Source organism: Pseudophaeobacter sp. TrK17, from assembly GCF_042192375.1.
Taxonomy (GTDB): Bacteria; Pseudomonadota; Alphaproteobacteria; order Rhodobacterales; family Rhodobacteraceae; genus Pseudophaeobacter.
Map to the genome: position 1 here is coordinate 220016 of NZ_CP071700.1, position 14746 is coordinate 234761.

Annotated in this window: 15 protein-coding genes; 8 read left to right on the forward strand and 7 right to left on the reverse strand. The window is 60.3% G+C overall.

Going from position 1 to position 14746, the window contains the following annotated elements; genetic code table 11:
• Nucleotides 1–7: 7 nt before the first annotated feature.
• The gene (locus tag JZI28_RS01035) at nucleotides 8–958 is read right to left on the reverse strand and encodes a LysR family transcriptional regulator (RefSeq protein WP_375698948.1); all 951 of its coding nucleotides are present in this window, start codon (nucleotides 956–958) and stop codon (nucleotides 8–10) included.
• Between the two features lie 95 nt (nucleotides 959–1053).
• On the opposite strand from JZI28_RS01035, the gene JZI28_RS01040 reads away from it, so the two are divergent.
• Nucleotides 1054–1974: an epimerase gene (locus JZI28_RS01040; RefSeq protein WP_375698949.1), complete on the forward strand. Its 921-nt coding sequence runs from the start codon at nucleotides 1054–1056 to the stop codon at nucleotides 1972–1974.
• Here the strand turns inward: JZI28_RS01040 and JZI28_RS01045 are convergent.
• From JZI28_RS01045 to leuC, 4 genes are all read right to left on the reverse strand, one after another.
• Entirely contained in the window at nucleotides 1971–3071 is a 1101-nt protein-coding gene (locus JZI28_RS01045) for an endonuclease/exonuclease/phosphatase family protein (protein WP_375698950.1), read from the reverse strand. The two genes, JZI28_RS01040 and JZI28_RS01045, sit on opposite strands and share 4 nt — an antisense overlap.
• A gap of 29 nt (nucleotides 3072–3100) precedes the next feature.
• Nucleotides 3101–3934, reverse strand: a complete 834-nt coding sequence (locus JZI28_RS01050; RefSeq protein WP_295455430.1) for a hypothetical protein — start codon at nucleotides 3932–3934, stop codon at nucleotides 3101–3103.
• 503 nt (nucleotides 3935–4437) lie between these two features.
• Nucleotides 4438–5043 (reverse strand): 3-isopropylmalate dehydratase small subunit, encoded by a 606-nt coding sequence (gene leuD / locus JZI28_RS01055; RefSeq protein WP_375698951.1) that lies wholly within the window; start codon nucleotides 5041–5043, stop codon nucleotides 4438–4440.
• 13 nt (nucleotides 5044–5056) lie between these two features.
• The gene (leuC, locus tag JZI28_RS01060) at nucleotides 5057–6463 is read right to left on the reverse strand and encodes a 3-isopropylmalate dehydratase large subunit (protein ID WP_295455434.1); all 1407 of its coding nucleotides are present in this window, start codon (nucleotides 6461–6463) and stop codon (nucleotides 5057–5059) included.
• A 394-nt stretch (nucleotides 6464–6857) separates the two neighbouring features.
• Between leuC and rsfS the strand changes: the two genes are divergently transcribed.
• Entirely contained in the window at nucleotides 6858–7289 is a 432-nt protein-coding gene (gene rsfS / locus JZI28_RS01065) for a ribosome silencing factor (RefSeq protein ID WP_295455436.1), read from the forward strand.
• A 105-nt stretch (nucleotides 7290–7394) separates the two neighbouring features.
• Entirely contained in the window at nucleotides 7395–7865 is a 471-nt protein-coding gene (gene rlmH / locus JZI28_RS01070) for a 23S rRNA (pseudouridine(1915)-N(3))-methyltransferase RlmH (protein ID WP_295455438.1), read from the forward strand.
• Between the two features lie 50 nt (nucleotides 7866–7915).
• On the opposite strand, the gene rpiB is transcribed toward rlmH, so the two are convergent.
• The gene (rpiB, locus tag JZI28_RS01075; protein ID WP_375698952.1) at nucleotides 7916–8365 is read right to left on the reverse strand and encodes a ribose 5-phosphate isomerase B; all 450 of its coding nucleotides are present in this window, start codon (nucleotides 8363–8365) and stop codon (nucleotides 7916–7918) included.
• 115 nt (nucleotides 8366–8480) lie between these two features.
• Nucleotides 8481–8837: a hypothetical protein gene (locus JZI28_RS01080; RefSeq protein ID WP_375698953.1), complete on the reverse strand. Its 357-nt coding sequence runs from the start codon at nucleotides 8835–8837 to the stop codon at nucleotides 8481–8483.
• A gap of 150 nt (nucleotides 8838–8987) precedes the next feature.
• Between JZI28_RS01080 and JZI28_RS01085 the strand changes: the two genes are divergently transcribed.
• The 5 genes from JZI28_RS01085 (at nucleotide 8988) to JZI28_RS01105 (ending at nucleotide 14678) form a co-directional block, all read left to right on the forward strand.
• On the forward strand, nucleotides 8988–10436 hold the full coding sequence (locus JZI28_RS01085; protein ID WP_349376460.1) for an FAD-linked oxidase C-terminal domain-containing protein: 1449 nt from the start codon (nucleotides 8988–8990) through the stop codon (nucleotides 10434–10436).
• Nucleotides 10437–10525: 89 nt separating this feature from the next.
• Nucleotides 10526–11635: an FAD-binding protein gene (locus JZI28_RS01090; protein ID WP_375698954.1), complete on the forward strand. Its 1110-nt coding sequence runs from the start codon at nucleotides 10526–10528 to the stop codon at nucleotides 11633–11635.
• A gap of 108 nt (nucleotides 11636–11743) precedes the next feature.
• Nucleotides 11744–13066 (forward strand): glycolate oxidase subunit GlcF, encoded by a 1323-nt coding sequence (glcF, locus tag JZI28_RS01095; RefSeq protein WP_375698955.1) that lies wholly within the window; start codon nucleotides 11744–11746, stop codon nucleotides 13064–13066.
• Between the two features lie 201 nt (nucleotides 13067–13267).
• Entirely contained in the window at nucleotides 13268–14038 is a 771-nt protein-coding gene (locus JZI28_RS01100; RefSeq protein WP_295454297.1) for a serine protease, read from the forward strand.
• A 169-nt stretch (nucleotides 14039–14207) separates the two neighbouring features.
• Nucleotides 14208–14678 (forward strand): Hsp20 family protein, encoded by a 471-nt coding sequence (locus JZI28_RS01105; RefSeq protein ID WP_295454161.1) that lies wholly within the window; start codon nucleotides 14208–14210, stop codon nucleotides 14676–14678.
• Nucleotides 14679–14746 lie beyond the last annotated feature (68 nt).

Below are 14746 nucleotides of genomic sequence, written 5' to 3' on the forward strand. Positions count from 1 at the left end.
CAACGGCCTACCCCTCTGGGGCCTCAGGGTCAACAACGGCCCCTGATTTCAAGGGCGAAGGCGGCGATTTACTGGCCATTTTCAGGCCTTTTGCCAACAGCGACCAGACCCGCCGGATGCGGGGGGTTTCCCGCATGGCGCTATGGGTGGTGAGCCAGACCGGCAGCGGCGGGATTTCGACGCCCAGATCCAGCTCTGCCACGGTGGTATCCGCGCGCGCCACATCGCTTTGGCAAAAGCCGATGCCGCATCCTGCCCGCACCAGTTGCCAGTAGGTCGCCTGGTTATCACAGCGCATGGCAAAGGTGCTGCGATCAACCTGCCATCCCATCGCCCGCATGGTGTTGAGGATCAGCGCGTTGTTGTCATAACCCACCAGGTCATGCTGCCACAGCTCTGCTGCGCTGCGGGGAGTGCCGCGTCGCGCCAAATATGTGTGGGCGGCAAAAATACCCAGCGGCAGATCGGTGATATGTTGGGTGATCACATCCAGCTGGCTGGGGCGATACATGCGCAGGGCAATGTCGGCGGCCCGGTACAACAGGTTTTCGCTTTCATCTGTTGGCACCAGTTCCAGCTCAATCCCCGGTTCTGCCTGGCGAATATCGGCCAGTATGGGGGGCAACAGGTAGTGGGAGGCAAAAACGCTGGCGGTGATGCGGACGGTGCCGGCCAGCTCTTCGGACTGGCCCGCGGCCTGAAGCGACAAACGATACATCTGGGCCTGCATTTCCCGCGCCATGGGCAGCAGCGCAGTCCCGGCCTGCGACAGCCGCAATCCGCGCGGGTGGCGCTCAAACAGTTGCTGGTTGAGGCTGGCCTCCAGGCTTTGAATGTGCCGGCCCAGGGTGGGCTGGCTGCGGTCTAACTGCCGCGCCGCCGCCGAAAGCGAGCCGCAGTCGGCGACGGCCAGGAAGCTTTGGATGAGCGACCAATCGGTGAGCTGTGCATCATTCATGCATTAATGAATGGCAGATCTGAAAATTTTGGCAATGCCATATGTCAATTGAATAGGAGAGGCTTGGGCCAGTGTTCAGGATAGGAGAAGATTTTATGACACAGACAGCTCTCATACTCGGTGCTTCGGGCCGGTTTGGCCGCGCGGCAGCGGCTGCCTTTGAGCGGGCCGGATGGCAGGTAAAGCGCTTTCGGCGCGGGACGGAAACCCTGTCGCAGGTCGCTGTCGGGGTCGATGTGATCGTGAACAGCTGGAACCCGGCCTATCCGGATTGGGCAAAACAGGTGCCGAGCCTGCACCGGCAGGTGATTAGGGCTGCTGAAATGAGCGGCGCGACGGTCATTCTGCCCGGTAATGTCTATGTTTTTGGTCCCCAAACCCCGTTTCCATGGTCCGAGCAGAGCCCCCATGCGGCGCAAAACCCGCTGGGACGTATCCGGGTGGAGATGGAGGCGGCCTATCGTGCCTCCAAGGCGCGGGTGATCGTACTGCGCTCGGGGGACTATCTGGATACCGAGGCGTCGGGGAACTGGTTTGATGAGATGATCACAGCCAAGCTGGGTAAGGGCAAATTCATCTACCCAGGGCGGGCGGATATTCCTCATGCCTGGGGCTATCTGCCGGACAAGGCCCGGGCTGCGGTGGGGCTGGCTGAAAAACGCGCTGCGCTGCCGTGCTTTGTGGATGTTCCCTTTGCGGGCTATACCCTCACCGGGCATGAGCTGCTGGCGGCAATAAACGCGCATCTGCACCAGCCTGCCAAACTGAGCCAGATGTCCTGGCTTCCCCTGCAACTGGCCCGTCCGTTCTGGCCATTGGGGCGCTTCCTGTTAGAGATGCGGTATCTGTGGGATACCCCACATAGCCTGAGCGGGGATCTGCTACAGCAGCTCTTGCCCGATTTTCAGGAGACTCCGGTGGCACAGGCTTTGCCACATTGCTTGCCCGAGGCGCTGTTGATCCCTCAAACGGGCAGAAGGCTGAAGGCAGAGGGAAGCGGCGGCTTAGCAGCCTAGTCGAGGAGGATATCCAGCCAAACCAGCCTGTGGCGGCTGGCAATTGCGGCGGCGGAGGTGGCGCTGTCAGGCCAGATCACCCCGGAGGCCGCAACGTGCCAGTCCTGCGAGGGCAGCAGGTAGTCCACCCGCATGCGGCGGCCTTCGCCCCAATCCACGGTCTGAGCTCCCCCCTGCGGTGACAGGGGGCGCGGTTCCTGTAGCCTGGGGTCCTGTAACAGTCTGGCGATGGTTTCGCGTCGGCCCGCGCCAGTGTCCGGGTCCAGGTTTGCACCACCAGCAATAACAAACCGTTTGGTTGGTGGGCGCGCGAATTCTGCCGGGAGCTGCCCGTCAAGAAGCCGGTCAAGAAGCCCGTCAAGTAGCCCGTCCAGAAAAACCTGCCAAAGGCGGATCTCATCGGCATTGCGCAACCCGTTGCGGTCTTCGATGCCGTCGAATACCGGCGGCGCGGCCTGAAAACACAACAGCGTCAGTCGGGAGCCGTTTGCCAGCTCCACCGGCAAGACCCAATGGGCAGTGGAGGACAGGCGTTGGATTGCCTGGGCGGGCTTTGACGGAAAGGGGCTACCATCCGGGTGCTGGGGCAGGGCGGCGCCGGGGATGTCGCGCCACACCAGCGGGCTAAGGTCAATCAGCTCCTCTACCACCAGCGGGTAGCGCGACAATACCGCCATGCCACCGCGCCCGGTGTAGTCACCAAATCCCTGTGAATCGCCGGGGCCACCCAGGCGGCCATCACCATCCAGATCAAGATCGGTGGCAAGGCCGGCATTGGGCTGACCCGCAAAGAGATGCGGGTAAGTCGCGCCTTCCTGCGCCAGCTGCCGCGCCAGCGCCTTGAGCGCCAGATTGTCGTGGTCCCAGTCAAGACCCTGCAACACCAGGATATCAGGCTGCGCCTGGGTGATGACGGTGATCACCGCGGTAATTTGCGCGTCCTCACCGCGGGTAATATCGCGCAGCAGCAGGCCCGGCCCCTTGCGGGACAGCTCAGTATTGAATGTAGCGATGCGTAGGGTTTCCGCCTGCGCCATTAGCGGCGGAGCCAGGCAGGCGAACAGCAAAGAAAACAGAACGGGAGTACGCGGCAACATGGAGAGATATCTCCACATCACCCAAGGCATCATACAGCCTGAAGGGTTTCGGCATGGGCGTAGACGGCCCGTCTTTTCTGCGCGATCAAATCGGCGACCCGCAGCATCGCCAGCCCGCGCATGATCATCGAGGCCGGGACAAAGGCCCAGGCCGTTATTACCCAAACCAACATCTGAGGGGAGGTGAGCTGGCTGACATCTATCAGGCCGGACATGAGTTTGATCATGGCGGGAATGGCAAAGGGCAGCAACACCCCGATGACGATATTGATACGGCCATCCCGCTGCAGCCGGCTGACAACATCGCCGCCGGTGGTGGGATCAAACAGCGGCAGGTTTACCCAGACATTAAAGGCCCCATTGGCGACAGGCCAGTTGCCGATCCGTATGGCGATAATAAACCCCAAGGTCGCCAGTGCCGAGACAAGATAGGCGATGCCGGCAGCGCTGCGGGTTAGCTGAAGGCTTTCGCTGGGGGTGTCCAGTGGCAGCATCAAAACTGTCAATTGCACTGGAGAGTAGGCAAAATCCAGGGCCTCGCCCAGCTGCGTTCCCAGGCTCTGCACCAGCGCGGTAAGACCGGTTGGGTCCAGCGGGTGACGCGTCAGCAGGCTGAGCAGACCGACCATAACAAAGGCCGCGATAAACCGCATTCGGTTCAGCGGTGGCGCCTCGCGAAATTCGACAAAGCTGGGATAGTTGGAGAAATACTCGGCAAAGGTCAACGCTCCGCCAAGGATCGCCATCAGGACGATGATCTCTGGAGATTCTGTGGCAGAAACCGGCAGTAACATCGATGGCATTGCGATCAGCAATGCAACCAATACACTACGAGTTGCCGCGCCTGATATGCGAGCAATCACTGCTTTTTTTCCCTTCAAACTGGACTGGACGGTACTTTGCCGTGCCCTTGTTCCAACTTGATGCATCCTGGACTGCCCAGAATGCGCGCCTCAATTTTGCCCCATTTCTGCATGGATTGGCTGCTGGGCTCAAGTTTCCAATTGCGGAAGTTTGATTTTCCTTAAGAAAGCTATGGGGGCTGATGCCCGAATGCATCAATTTTGGCCAAACCTATCAGCAACTTGTCCAGCTTATACCAGATCTTGTGGTTGCAGGGCGTTAGACCCCCAGTCCGATTTGAAGCTGGGTTGGGCAAGGCCAAGGGGGTGGGAATGTGGCGCATTTGTGGCGTATTTGTCTTAATTTGCACTCAAATGGTGTGGCCTCAGCTTTTGGTGGCTGGGCTTTGCGCCCCAAAAGTGGCTGCCCGGATGCATACAGCCGCCCCAGAGTTCTGGAGCGGCTGTATTCAATTTCGATCTGCGCGCGGCCCTACAGGCACGCAGCGCTGGAAACGCGGTGGTTAGACCCAGGGACGTTCCTGCGCCATCTTGTCTTCGTAGGTGTGAACCGCGCTTTGCTTTTGCAGGGTCTGGCCGATGTCATCCAGCCCTTCCAGCAGGCATTGCTTCTTAAAGCTATCAACCTCGAACTTGATCACTTCCCCGTCCGAGGTGGTGATTTCCTGGGCCTCAAGGTCCACGGTCATACGGGCGTTTGCGCCCTTTTCCGCGTCCTTCATCAACAGGTCGACCTGCTCTTGTGGCAGAACAACCGGCAGGATGCCGTTCTTGAAGCAGTTGTTGAAGAAGATATCGGCAAAGGAGGTGGAGACCACACATTTGATGCCAAAATCGGCAATCGCCCAAGGCGCGTGTTCCCGCGAGGAGCCGCAGCCAAAGTTGTCGCCAGCCACCAGGATCTCGGCGTTGCGATACTGGGGTTTGTTCAGCACAAAATCAGCAATTTCGCTGCCGTCGCGATTATAGCGCATCTCGTCAAACAGGTTCTTGCCAAAGCCCGTCCGTGCAATCGACTTCAGGAACACCTTGGGGATGATCATGTCAGTGTCGATGTTGACCAGGGGCATAGGGGCGGCGATGCCGGTGAGTTTTTGAAACTTTTCCATCTGTCTCGCTCCTTCAGATCAAATCACGGATGTCGGTCAGCTTGCCGGTGAGGGCAGCTGCGGCGGCCATGGCCGGCGACACCAGATGGGTGCGGCCCTTGTAGCCCTGACGTCCCTCAAAATTGCGGTTCGAAGTCGCGGCGCAGCGCTCACCTTCGGACAGCTGATCGGGGTTCATCGCCAGACACATGGAACAGCCCGCAAGACGCCATTCAAAGCCTGCCTCGCGGAAGATATCCGCCAGACCTTCTTCTTCGGCCTGGGCCCGAACCAGGCCAGAGCCGGGAACGATCATGGCCCGCATGCCGTCCTTGATCTTCTTGCCTTTGACCACTTCGGCCACGGCGCGGAAATCTTCGATGCGGCCATTGGTGCAGGAGCCGATAAAGACGGTGTCGATCTCGATGTCGGTCAGTTTCTGACCGGGGGTCAGACCCATGTATTCGATCGAACGGCGCGCGGCCTCAACCTTGCCACCCTCAAAATCTTCGGGGTTAGGCACTACACCAGTGATCGGCAGCACATCCTCGGGCGAGGTGCCCCAGGTCACAACCGGCTGGATATCTTCGCCGCGCAGGGTGACAACCTTGTCAAAATGCGCGCCCTCATCGGTGTAGAGCGTCTTCCACCAGTTCAGCGCGGCTTCCCACTGGGCGCCCTTGGGGGCGTGGGGGCGACCGTTGACATAGGCGTAGGTGGTTTCATCCGGTGCAATCAGACCTGCGCGGGCGCCGCCTTCGATGGCCATGTTGCAGACGGTCATGCGACCTTCCATCGACAGATCACGGATCGCTTCGCCACAATACTCGATGACGTAGCCGGTACCGCCGCCGGTGCCGGTTTCACCGATCACCGCCAGGGTGATGTCCTTGGCAGTGACGCCGGGGTTGAGCTTGCCAGTGATCTCAACCTTCATGTTCAGGGATTTTTTCTGAATCAAGGTCTGGGTGGCCAGCACGTGCTCCACCTCGGAGGTGCCGATACCATGGGCCAGGGCGCCAAAGGCACCGTGGGTGGCAGTGTGGCTGTCGCCGCAGACTACGGTCATACCGGGCAGGGTCCAGCCCTGTTCCGGGCCGACGATGTGCACGATGCCCTGGCGCACGTCGGAGACCGGATAGTAGTGCACGCCAAATTCGCGGGCGTTCTTGTCGAGCGCCTCGACCTGGATGCGGCTTTCGGGCGTCATTTGCGAAGGATCATCGCGGCCCTCAGTGGTGGGAACGTTGTGATCCGGCACTGCAATCGTTTTGTCCGGCGCATGCACAGTGCGGCCGGCCAGGCGCAGACCTTCAAAGGCCTGCGGGCTGGTCACTTCGTGGACCAGGTGGCGGTCAATATAAAGAAGGCAGGTGCCGTCCTCTGCTTCATGCGCAACATGCGCATCCCAGATCTTGTCATAGAGCGTTTTGGGGGACATGTGTCCTCTCCCGTATATTCAATTGTGAGTAGCTGGCGTAGGGCGTGGGCTGCCGATTATAGGCGCGCCAGGACCGTGCGGGCGGCACCATAGAATCGCTCGCGCAGGCGGGCGCGATCTTGCAACTCAATAGTCTGGGCCAATACGAGGGTCATGTGCGTCAGATACAGGGGGGCGGGCAGGCGATCAAGGGCTGGCTTGGCGAGAACGTCGTAATCTGGGCAAACTTTCCTTTGAATCCTTGTAAATATGATGTGTTCCCTCTTTCGGTGCGGCGGCAGATCAGGCAGAGAGTGTCGATGATTCGAGTCCCGTTGCCGCATTTATTGAAATGTGGCGCGGGAATTGCTATTTTTAGCATATCCCCAGCGCCGGGGGAGGGTCGGCGCGCCTTATGGAGGACAGTGTTCTGTCGACCGAACCTCAAGCGGCTGTTGCCGCTGCTAGCGAGGCAGCCGAGGGTGCTGCCAAGAGCCGCCCATCCAATGTTGTATTGTTGGAGCGGATCCTGAGCTCTCTGGATGAAGATAAAGCCGAAGAGGTCGTGCAGATTGATTTGCGCGGCAAGACGGCGATCGCCGATTTCATGGTCATTGCGACGGGTCGTTCGAGCCGTCAGGTGGCAGGGATCGCGGAAAAGCTGACCGATCGCCTGAAGCAGGAATATGGTATTCTCAGCAAGGTCGAAGGTCGCGACACCGGCGATTGGGTCTTGATTGATACCGGCGATGTGATTGTGCATCTGTTCCGCCCGGAAGTGCGCGAGTTCTACCAGATCGAAAAGCTCTGGCAGCCCGGCGTGACCCCTGGTCAGGATGGCGCCTAAGCTGCGGTTTTGACACTGGAGGTGGCGCCCTGTTTGGGTGCCGTCTCTGCTGTGTCTAGCGCGACAGGTCGCTTTATGCCGTAATTCCCAGCGAGGGCCCTTCCGATGCGTATACATATCTGCGCGGTTGGACGTCTGCGCGCTGGGCCTGAAAAGACCCTCATCGACGACTATCTCACACGGTTTGACCGCACCGGGCGGGCGCTGGGTCTGGGGCCGGCCCGCATCGTTGAGGTCGAAGATAAGAAAAACGCCGGCATGGGCGCCGAAGCGGGTTTGCTGCGCAAGGCCCTGCCCAAGGGGGCGGTGATCTGCACCCTGGATGAGCGGGGCAAGCTGCTCAGCTCGCCCGATTTTGCCGATCGTCTGGGCAGCTGGCGCGATTCCGGACGCCAGGATCTGGCGCTGATCATTGGCGGCGCGGACGGCATTGATCCCAGTCTGCGCGCCGAGGCGGATTTCTCACTGTCATTTGGGAAAATGGTCTGGCCGCATATGCTGGTGCGGGTGATGCTGGCCGAGCAGATTTACCGCGCCGCCACCATCCTGTCAGGCAGCCCCTATCACCGAAGCTGAGCGCGCACAGGCGCGCCGGGACCAGCCCGGTCGCGCCACGCGATCTTGTTTTAGTCTTCGGCGGGTTCAATCATTCCCATGCGGGTGGCATGGCGACCGCCTTCAAATTCCGCGGACAGGAAGGCGTCGACGATATCCAGCGCCAGGCCTTTGCCCACAACCCGCGCACCGATTGACAGCATATTGGCATCATTGTGCTGGCGGATCATGCGGGCGGAAAAGGTATCGGCGCAGACGCCGCAGCGAATGCCTTTGACCTTGTTTGCGGCCATCATGATGCCCTGACCGGTGCCACAGACGATAACACCCAGATCACAGTCACCCGAGGCCACGCGCTCGGCGGCTTCGCGCCCATGTTTGGGGTAATCTGTGCTGTCCGATGTGGTGGGGCCGATATCAATGACTTCCCAGCCTTGGCTTGCGATGTGATCGGCAATGGTCTGGCGAAGCTGAATGTCGGCGTGATCGCTGGAAAGAACGACGCGTTTTGAGGCTGTCATGGCAGGGGTGTCCCGTAGCAAAGGAGGAGGTGGCGATTTGCCAGACCTGTGTCACAAGATGCCCCTTTCTGCAAGGACGAGGCGGGCGTTGCTCTTGGACAAAGGGCTGCAGGTGTTACTTGAGGTCAACCACAAACAGCGCGTCTGCCCAGCCATCGACCAGGCAGCGCGCCTGTATTTGGACCTGGGTTGTGCCCGTAGGGATCACCACGCCGGACAGGGATCTGGTAAAGGGCTGTTCCTGTATATGGGGATGGGCCAGGACCCGCAGCCCGAGCTCATTGCCCTGCATGTCCAGCACCCGCCAGCCATCGGCATAGTGGTCCCAGCCGGTATCCGGGTGGGACAGGGTGACATCAAAGCGCCATGTGGTGCCAGAGGGCACTGCAGTGACCGCTTCGATTTTTGGGGCGTCGGCCAGAGCGGGCAGCGCCATGAGGGCAAGCAGGAGGGAGAAGAGAGGGCGTTGCATGGATATACCCTAGCCTTTCTGCGGTGGTGGTACAGTCACGAAGGCGTGTCTGCCTGCTTGGTTTATCCGCTGTGACAACTTCGTGCTTGCTTGAATGGGGTAATTGGTAATATTAATTTACCAGATGTCGCGCCACCAAAGGAGAGCCCCATGGAGATGCCTGTCCCCAATTCCACCATTCTGGCCCGCAAGGCACATCTTGCTGCCCGTTTGGCAGCGGTGTTGCCAAGTGATGCGGTGATTCAGGATGAAATGGAGACGCGCGCCTATGAGTGCGACGGCTTGGCTGCCTATCGCTGCCCGCCGTTGCTGGCTGTCTTGCCGCGCACCACGCAGGAGGTCTCGGATATCCTGCGGATCTGCCATGAAGAGGGCGTGCCAGTGGTGCCGCGCGGGGCAGGCACCTCGCTGGCGGGGGGCGCTTTGCCGACGGCCGACAGCGTGATCCTGGGCGTGGCGCGTATGAACGAGGTGCTGGACACGGATTACGATAACCGGGTGATCCGGGTGCAATCGGGGCGCACCAACCTCAGCGTGTCCGGCGCGGTAGAGGAAGAAGAGTTTTTCTATGCACCGGATCCGTCGAGCCAGCTGGCCTGTGCCATTGCCGGCAATATCGCGATGAACTCGGGCGGGGCGCATTGTCTGAAATATGGTGTGACCACCAATAACCTGCTGGGCGTAACCCTGGTGATGATGGATGGCACTGTGGTGGAGATCGGCGGCGCCCACCTGGATGCCGGCGGGCTGGACCTTCTGGGGGTGATCTGCGGCAGCGAAGGGCAGCTTGGTGTTGTGACCGAGGCGACCCTGCGCATTCTGCGCAAACCTGAAGGGGCGCGTCCTGTGTTGATCGGCTATGACAGCAACGAAGTCGCGGGCGCCTGTGTCAGCGATATCATCAAGGCAGGGGTTTTGCCGGTTGCGATCGAATTTATGGACCGCCCCTGCATCGAGGCCTGCGAGGCATTCGCCAAGGCCGGCTATCCGATGTGCGAGGCCTTGCTGATTATCGAGGTGGAGGGCAGTGACGCGGAAATCGCCCATCAGCTGGAGCTGATTATCGAAATCGCCCGGACCCATAACCCGGTAGAACTGCGCGAGGCAGGGGACGCGGATCAGGCGGCCCGTATCTGGTTGGGGCGCAAATCGGCCTTTGGCGCCATGGGACAGATCAATGACTACATGTGCCTGGATGGGACCATCCCTGTCGGCTCCTTGCCGCAGGTGCTGCGCCGGATTGGTGAGCTGTCACAGGAATACGGGCTGGACGTGGCCAATGTGTTTCACGCTGGTGACGGCAATATGCATCCGTTGATCCTGTTTGATGCCAACAAACCCGGGGATCTGGAGCTGTGTGAACAGTTTGGCGCTGAGGTGCTGAAACTCTGTGTGGATGTCGGCGGCTGTCTCACAGGGGAACATGGTGTTGGCATCGAGAAACGTGATTTGATGCTGTATCAATATGCGCCGGTGGATCTGGAGGCGCAGCTTTTGGTCAAGGATGTCTTTGACCCCAAGTGGTTGCTGAACCCGGCAAAGGTTTTTCCGCTGTCGGTGACCGAGGGTCGTCGGGTGCCGGTCCTGGCGGCTGAGTGACGGACGTTGAGTGACGGGCGTTGCGTGAGGGAAGCTGTGTGATGGGGGCTTTGCCCCCAAACCCCCAAGGTATTTTTGGAAAGATGAAAATGTATAATCCGCAGGATGAGGCTGAACTGGCTGAAGTGATTGCCGAGGCGCGCGCCCCCTTTTGTATAGAAGGCGGCGGTACGCGTGGTTTTGGCGGGGCGGGGGAGGTGCTGAGCATGTCTGGACTGACAGGCATTGAACTCTATGAGCCCGGATCCCTTACCCTGGTGGCCAAGGCGGGAACGCCTGTGGCGGAAATCGAACAGATTTTGGCCGCAGAAGGGCAGCGTATGGCCTTTGAACCAATGGATATGCGTGGGGTGCTGGGGACCAGTGGCGTGGCGACGATTGGGGGAGTCTTTGCCACCAACAGCTCAGGTCCGCGCCGCATTCAGGGTGGGGCGGCGCGCGATTATCTTTTGGGGGTGCGGTTTGTCGATGGCAGCGGTCAAGTGATCAAGAACGGTGGCCGGGTGATGAAGAATGTCACTGGCTATGATTTGGTGAAACTGATGGCGGGGGCGCATGGCACTCTTGGTGTGTTGAGCGAGCTGTCGCTGAAAGTGTTGCCTAACCCAGAGGCTGTTGTGACCGTCAGTGTTGCAGTGGCTGACCTGACAGTGGCGGTGCGGGCGATGTCGGCGGCTTTGGGCTCTCCCTATGATGTGAGCGGTGCGGCCTATGACCCCCATACTGGACTTGTACATGTGCGGCTGGAAGGGTTTGCCCGCTCGGTTGCATATCGCCAGGAGAAACTGGCCACGGAACTGGCTGGTTTTGGTACGGTTGCGACCGACGCGGGTTCTGAGGTGCTGTGGCAGGGGATCCGCGATGTTGCCGGGTTCCACGGCCGGGAGGGCGATGTTTGGCGGATCTCGGTCCGACCGTCGGATGCGCCCCTGCTGGCGCCGATGTTGGAGGCGGAGGCGCTGCAGTTTGACTGGGGTGGTGGGTTGATTTGGGCCCTCTGTGACGCGGGTGCCGACCTGCGGGCCAGAATGGCGCAGGCAGGGGTCGCAGGCCATGCAACCCTGGTGCGCGGCAGTGCTGAAACAACGACTCGGTTGGGCCGCTTCCAGCCGCAGGTGGCCCCGCTGGAAGCGATCGCAAAAGGCCTGCGGCAGAGGTTTGACCCCAAAGGCCTGCTTAATCCGGGGGTGATGGGATGATTTTGTCGGATAAGCGCCGACAGGCAAAGCGCTGGGGAGCTTTCTTGCTCAATTTGCTCGCTACTGTGCGCTCACCGCGCCCTGAAGAACTGCCGCAGGAGGTCTGATATGCAGACAAATTTCACCAAAGAACAACTGCAGGCCCCGGGGACGCAACGTGCCAATGAAATCCTGCGCGCCTGCGTGCACTGCGGCTTTTGTACCGCGACCTGTCCGACCTATCAGGTGCTGGGCGATGAGCTCGACAGCCCGCGCGGCCGGATCTATCTGATCAAGGACATGCTGGAGAACAACCGGGTGCCGGATGCCAAGACGGTCAAACATATCGACCGGTGTCTCAGCTGTCTGGCGTGTATGACCACCTGCCCGTCGGGGGTGCATTACATGCATCTGGTGGATCACGCCCGCGCCTATATCGACAAAAATTACAAACGCCCCGTGATGGACCGCCTGTTGCGGGCTGTGCTGGCGCGGATCCTGCCCTATCCGGGGCGGTTCCGTCTGGCCCTGTTGGGAGCGAAGATGGCGCGCCCGTTCAAAGGCCTGGTGCCGGATGCGCGGCTCAGGGCGATGTTGGAGATGGCGCCAAAGCAAATCCCGCCGGTCAGTCGCAATGATGACCCGCAGAGCTTTGCGGCGGAGGCGCCACAGAAGAAACGGGTGGCGCTGATGACCGGCTGTGCGCAAAAGGCGCTGAACACCGATATCAATGATGCCACCATCCGGCTGCTGACCCGATTGGGTTGCGAGGTTGTGGTGGCAGAAGGTGCGGGCTGCTGTGGTGCGTTGACCCATCACATGGGGCGCGAGACCGAAAGCCACGCCACGGCTGCCAAGAATATCCGTGCCTGGAGCGCCGAGATTGATGGCAAGGGGTTGGATGCCATTGTCATCAACACTTCGGGCTGCGGCACCACGGTCAAGGACTACGGCCATATGTTCCGCAATGATCCCCTGGCTGCGGATGCGGCGCGTGTTTCTGAACGCTGTCTGGATATCTCGGAGCTGTTGATGCAGTTGGATCTCCCCGTCGGGGCTGAGAAAGAGCTGACGGTTGCCTATCACGCGGCCTGTTCCTTGCAGCATGGTCAACAGATCAAAAGCCACCCCAAGACCCTGTTGAAACGCGCCGGGTTCAAGGTGGTGGAGCCCGCCGACAGCCATCTGTGCTGCGGCTCGGCAGGGACCTATAACCTGATGCAGCCGGAAATCTCGGGGCAGTTGAAGGCGCGCAAGGTCAAAACCCTAGAGGCCAAATCCCCGGATCTGATTGCTGCAGGCAATATCGGCTGCATGATGCAGATAGGATCCGCGACCGAAGTGCCTATCCTGCATACGGTTGAGCTGCTGGACTGGGCGACGGGTGGGCCAATACCCCCTGCCATGGCGGGTGGATCTCAGCGTGCAAATGAGGTGCCGATCCTGCGCTGAACCTTAGTCGATGCTACAGCCTTGATAGCGGCGTGCAGTTTTTTTCCTTTGGGGCTGTCTTTCCTGCGGCGTTGCCGTATTTTTGCCGAAGCTTGCAGGTAAACATGCCAGCAATCGGGTGAGGAGACTGATGTGCTGGATTTGCGTTTCATTGGACAGGGCTTCGCCGGGCTGTTCGGCCTTATTGGGCTTTTTCCGGTGATGGCACAGGCGGCTGACAGCCGCCTGCAGCGCATGGAGACCTCTGATGCCGGGCGCGGCTGGGAGGCCGTGGGGCGGTTGGATGTCGATGGTGAAGGCTTTTGCACCGGGGCGCTGATCGCGCCGGATCTGGTGCTGACGGCAGCGCATTGTCTGTATGATGCCCGCAGCGGCGTCCGTATCCAGCCAAAAACGATTGAATTCCTGGCGGGCTGGCGCAATGGCCGCGCCTCGGCCTACCGGACTGTCACCCGGGCTGTGGTACATCCCGACTATATCTTTGACGGAGAGGTCTCGACCGACCGGGTGCGCAGGGATATTGCCTTGTTGCAATTGCAACGGCCGATCCGCAATACCACCGTTATTCCGTTTCAGACCGACAACCGCCCGCGCAAAGGTGCGGATGTGGGGGTTGTGTCTTATGCCCATGACCGCTCAGAAGCGCCGTCAATCCAAGAGCTGTGTTCGGTGATGGCGCGTCAGGAGGGGGTGCTGATTATGTCCTGTGACGTTGATTTTGGCTCGTCCGGGGCGCCGGTGTTTTCATTTTCCGGGGGCAAGCCGCGCATCGTTTCGGTGGTTTCGGCCAAGGCCGAGGTTGACGGCAAGCGGGTGTCCCTGGGGGCGGATCTCGCCAAAGAGCTGCAGATCCTGCGGGCGCAGCTCACCAGTACGCGCATTGGCAGCCGCATGCCCGAAGGCGTGGGCAGGGTCCAGGTTGGCGGTGCCCGTTCGTCAGGTGGAGCCAAATTTGTGCGCCCGGGCGGCTAGGCCATAGCGCCCTGCGCCGCGCCGTGGGGCTGTGCTGGCAGGTCTTGAAATCGGATAGCGCGTGCATATTTCATGTTTTGTCGGGGTCGCCGGTTACCGGGGCCCAGATGTCCACCGCCTGTCCCATCCGGGAGGGCACAAGAATGTCGCTCATATTCGAGGATAAAACATGCGTAGATTTGACTTTGCACCACTCAACCGTGCAACTATTGGTTTTGACCAGATCGCTGATCTGATGGACCGCGCCCTGAGCAATGACGTCGGCCAGCCCAGCTATCCCCCTTACAATATCGAAAAAACCGCTGCTGACAGCTATCGGATTTCCATCGCGGTCGCAGGGTTCAGCGGAGAAGACCTGACCGTTGAGGTCAAGGAAAACGCCCTGGTGGTTTCTGCCGGAAAGGCCGATGAGGCCGAAGGGCGCAGCTTTTTGCACCGGGGCATCGCCACCCGGGCCTTTGAGCGCCAGTTTACCCTCGCGGATCACGTCCGGGTCACTGGTGCCAGCCACGCTGATGGCATGCTGCATATCGATCTGCACCGCGAGGTGCCCGAGGCGCTAAAGCCACGCCGGATTGAGATCAGCTCGACCGGGCCGCAGCGGACCGCGATTGAGTCTGACGCGCAGCCGATCAACTAAGGTCAGTCCCCTAACTCCTTTCTGTTCAAGGCTTTCTCCAGGGAGCCTGGATGGAATGACCATAGCCC

Bases quoted from the DNA above. Each gene is read 5' to 3' on its own strand.
- JZI28_RS01035 (WP_375698948.1), bottom strand. From the start codon at position 958: ATGAATGATGCACAGCTCACCGATTGGTCGCTCATCCAAAGCTTCCTG.
- JZI28_RS01040 (WP_375698949.1), top strand. From the start codon at position 1,054: ATGACACAGACAGCTCTCATACTCGGTGCTTCGGGCCGGTTTGGCCGC.
- JZI28_RS01045 (WP_375698950.1), bottom strand. From the start codon at position 3,071: ATGTTGCCGCGTACTCCCGTTCTGTTTTCTTTGCTGTTCGCCTGCCTG.
- leuD (WP_375698951.1), bottom strand. From the start codon at position 5,043: ATGGAAAAGTTTCAAAAACTCACCGGCATCGCCGCCCCTATGCCCCTG.
- leuC (WP_295455434.1), bottom strand. From the start codon at position 6,463: ATGTCCCCCAAAACGCTCTATGACAAGATCTGGGATGCGCATGTTGCG.
- rsfS (WP_295455436.1), top strand. From the start codon at position 6,858: ATGGAGGACAGTGTTCTGTCGACCGAACCTCAAGCGGCTGTTGCCGCT.
- rlmH (WP_295455438.1), top strand. From the start codon at position 7,395: ATGCGTATACATATCTGCGCGGTTGGACGTCTGCGCGCTGGGCCTGAA.
- rpiB (WP_375698952.1), bottom strand. From the start codon at position 8,365: ATGACAGCCTCAAAACGCGTCGTTCTTTCCAGCGATCACGCCGACATT.
- JZI28_RS01080 (WP_375698953.1), bottom strand. From the start codon at position 8,837: ATGCAACGCCCTCTCTTCTCCCTCCTGCTTGCCCTCATGGCGCTGCCC.
- JZI28_RS01085 (WP_349376460.1), top strand. From the start codon at position 8,988: ATGGAGATGCCTGTCCCCAATTCCACCATTCTGGCCCGCAAGGCACAT.
- JZI28_RS01090 (WP_375698954.1), top strand. From the start codon at position 10,526: ATGTATAATCCGCAGGATGAGGCTGAACTGGCTGAAGTGATTGCCGAG.
- glcF (WP_375698955.1), top strand. From the start codon at position 11,744: ATGCAGACAAATTTCACCAAAGAACAACTGCAGGCCCCGGGGACGCAA.
- JZI28_RS01100 (WP_295454297.1), top strand. From the start codon at position 13,268: ATGGCACAGGCGGCTGACAGCCGCCTGCAGCGCATGGAGACCTCTGAT.
- JZI28_RS01105 (WP_295454161.1), top strand. From the start codon at position 14,208: ATGCGTAGATTTGACTTTGCACCACTCAACCGTGCAACTATTGGTTTT.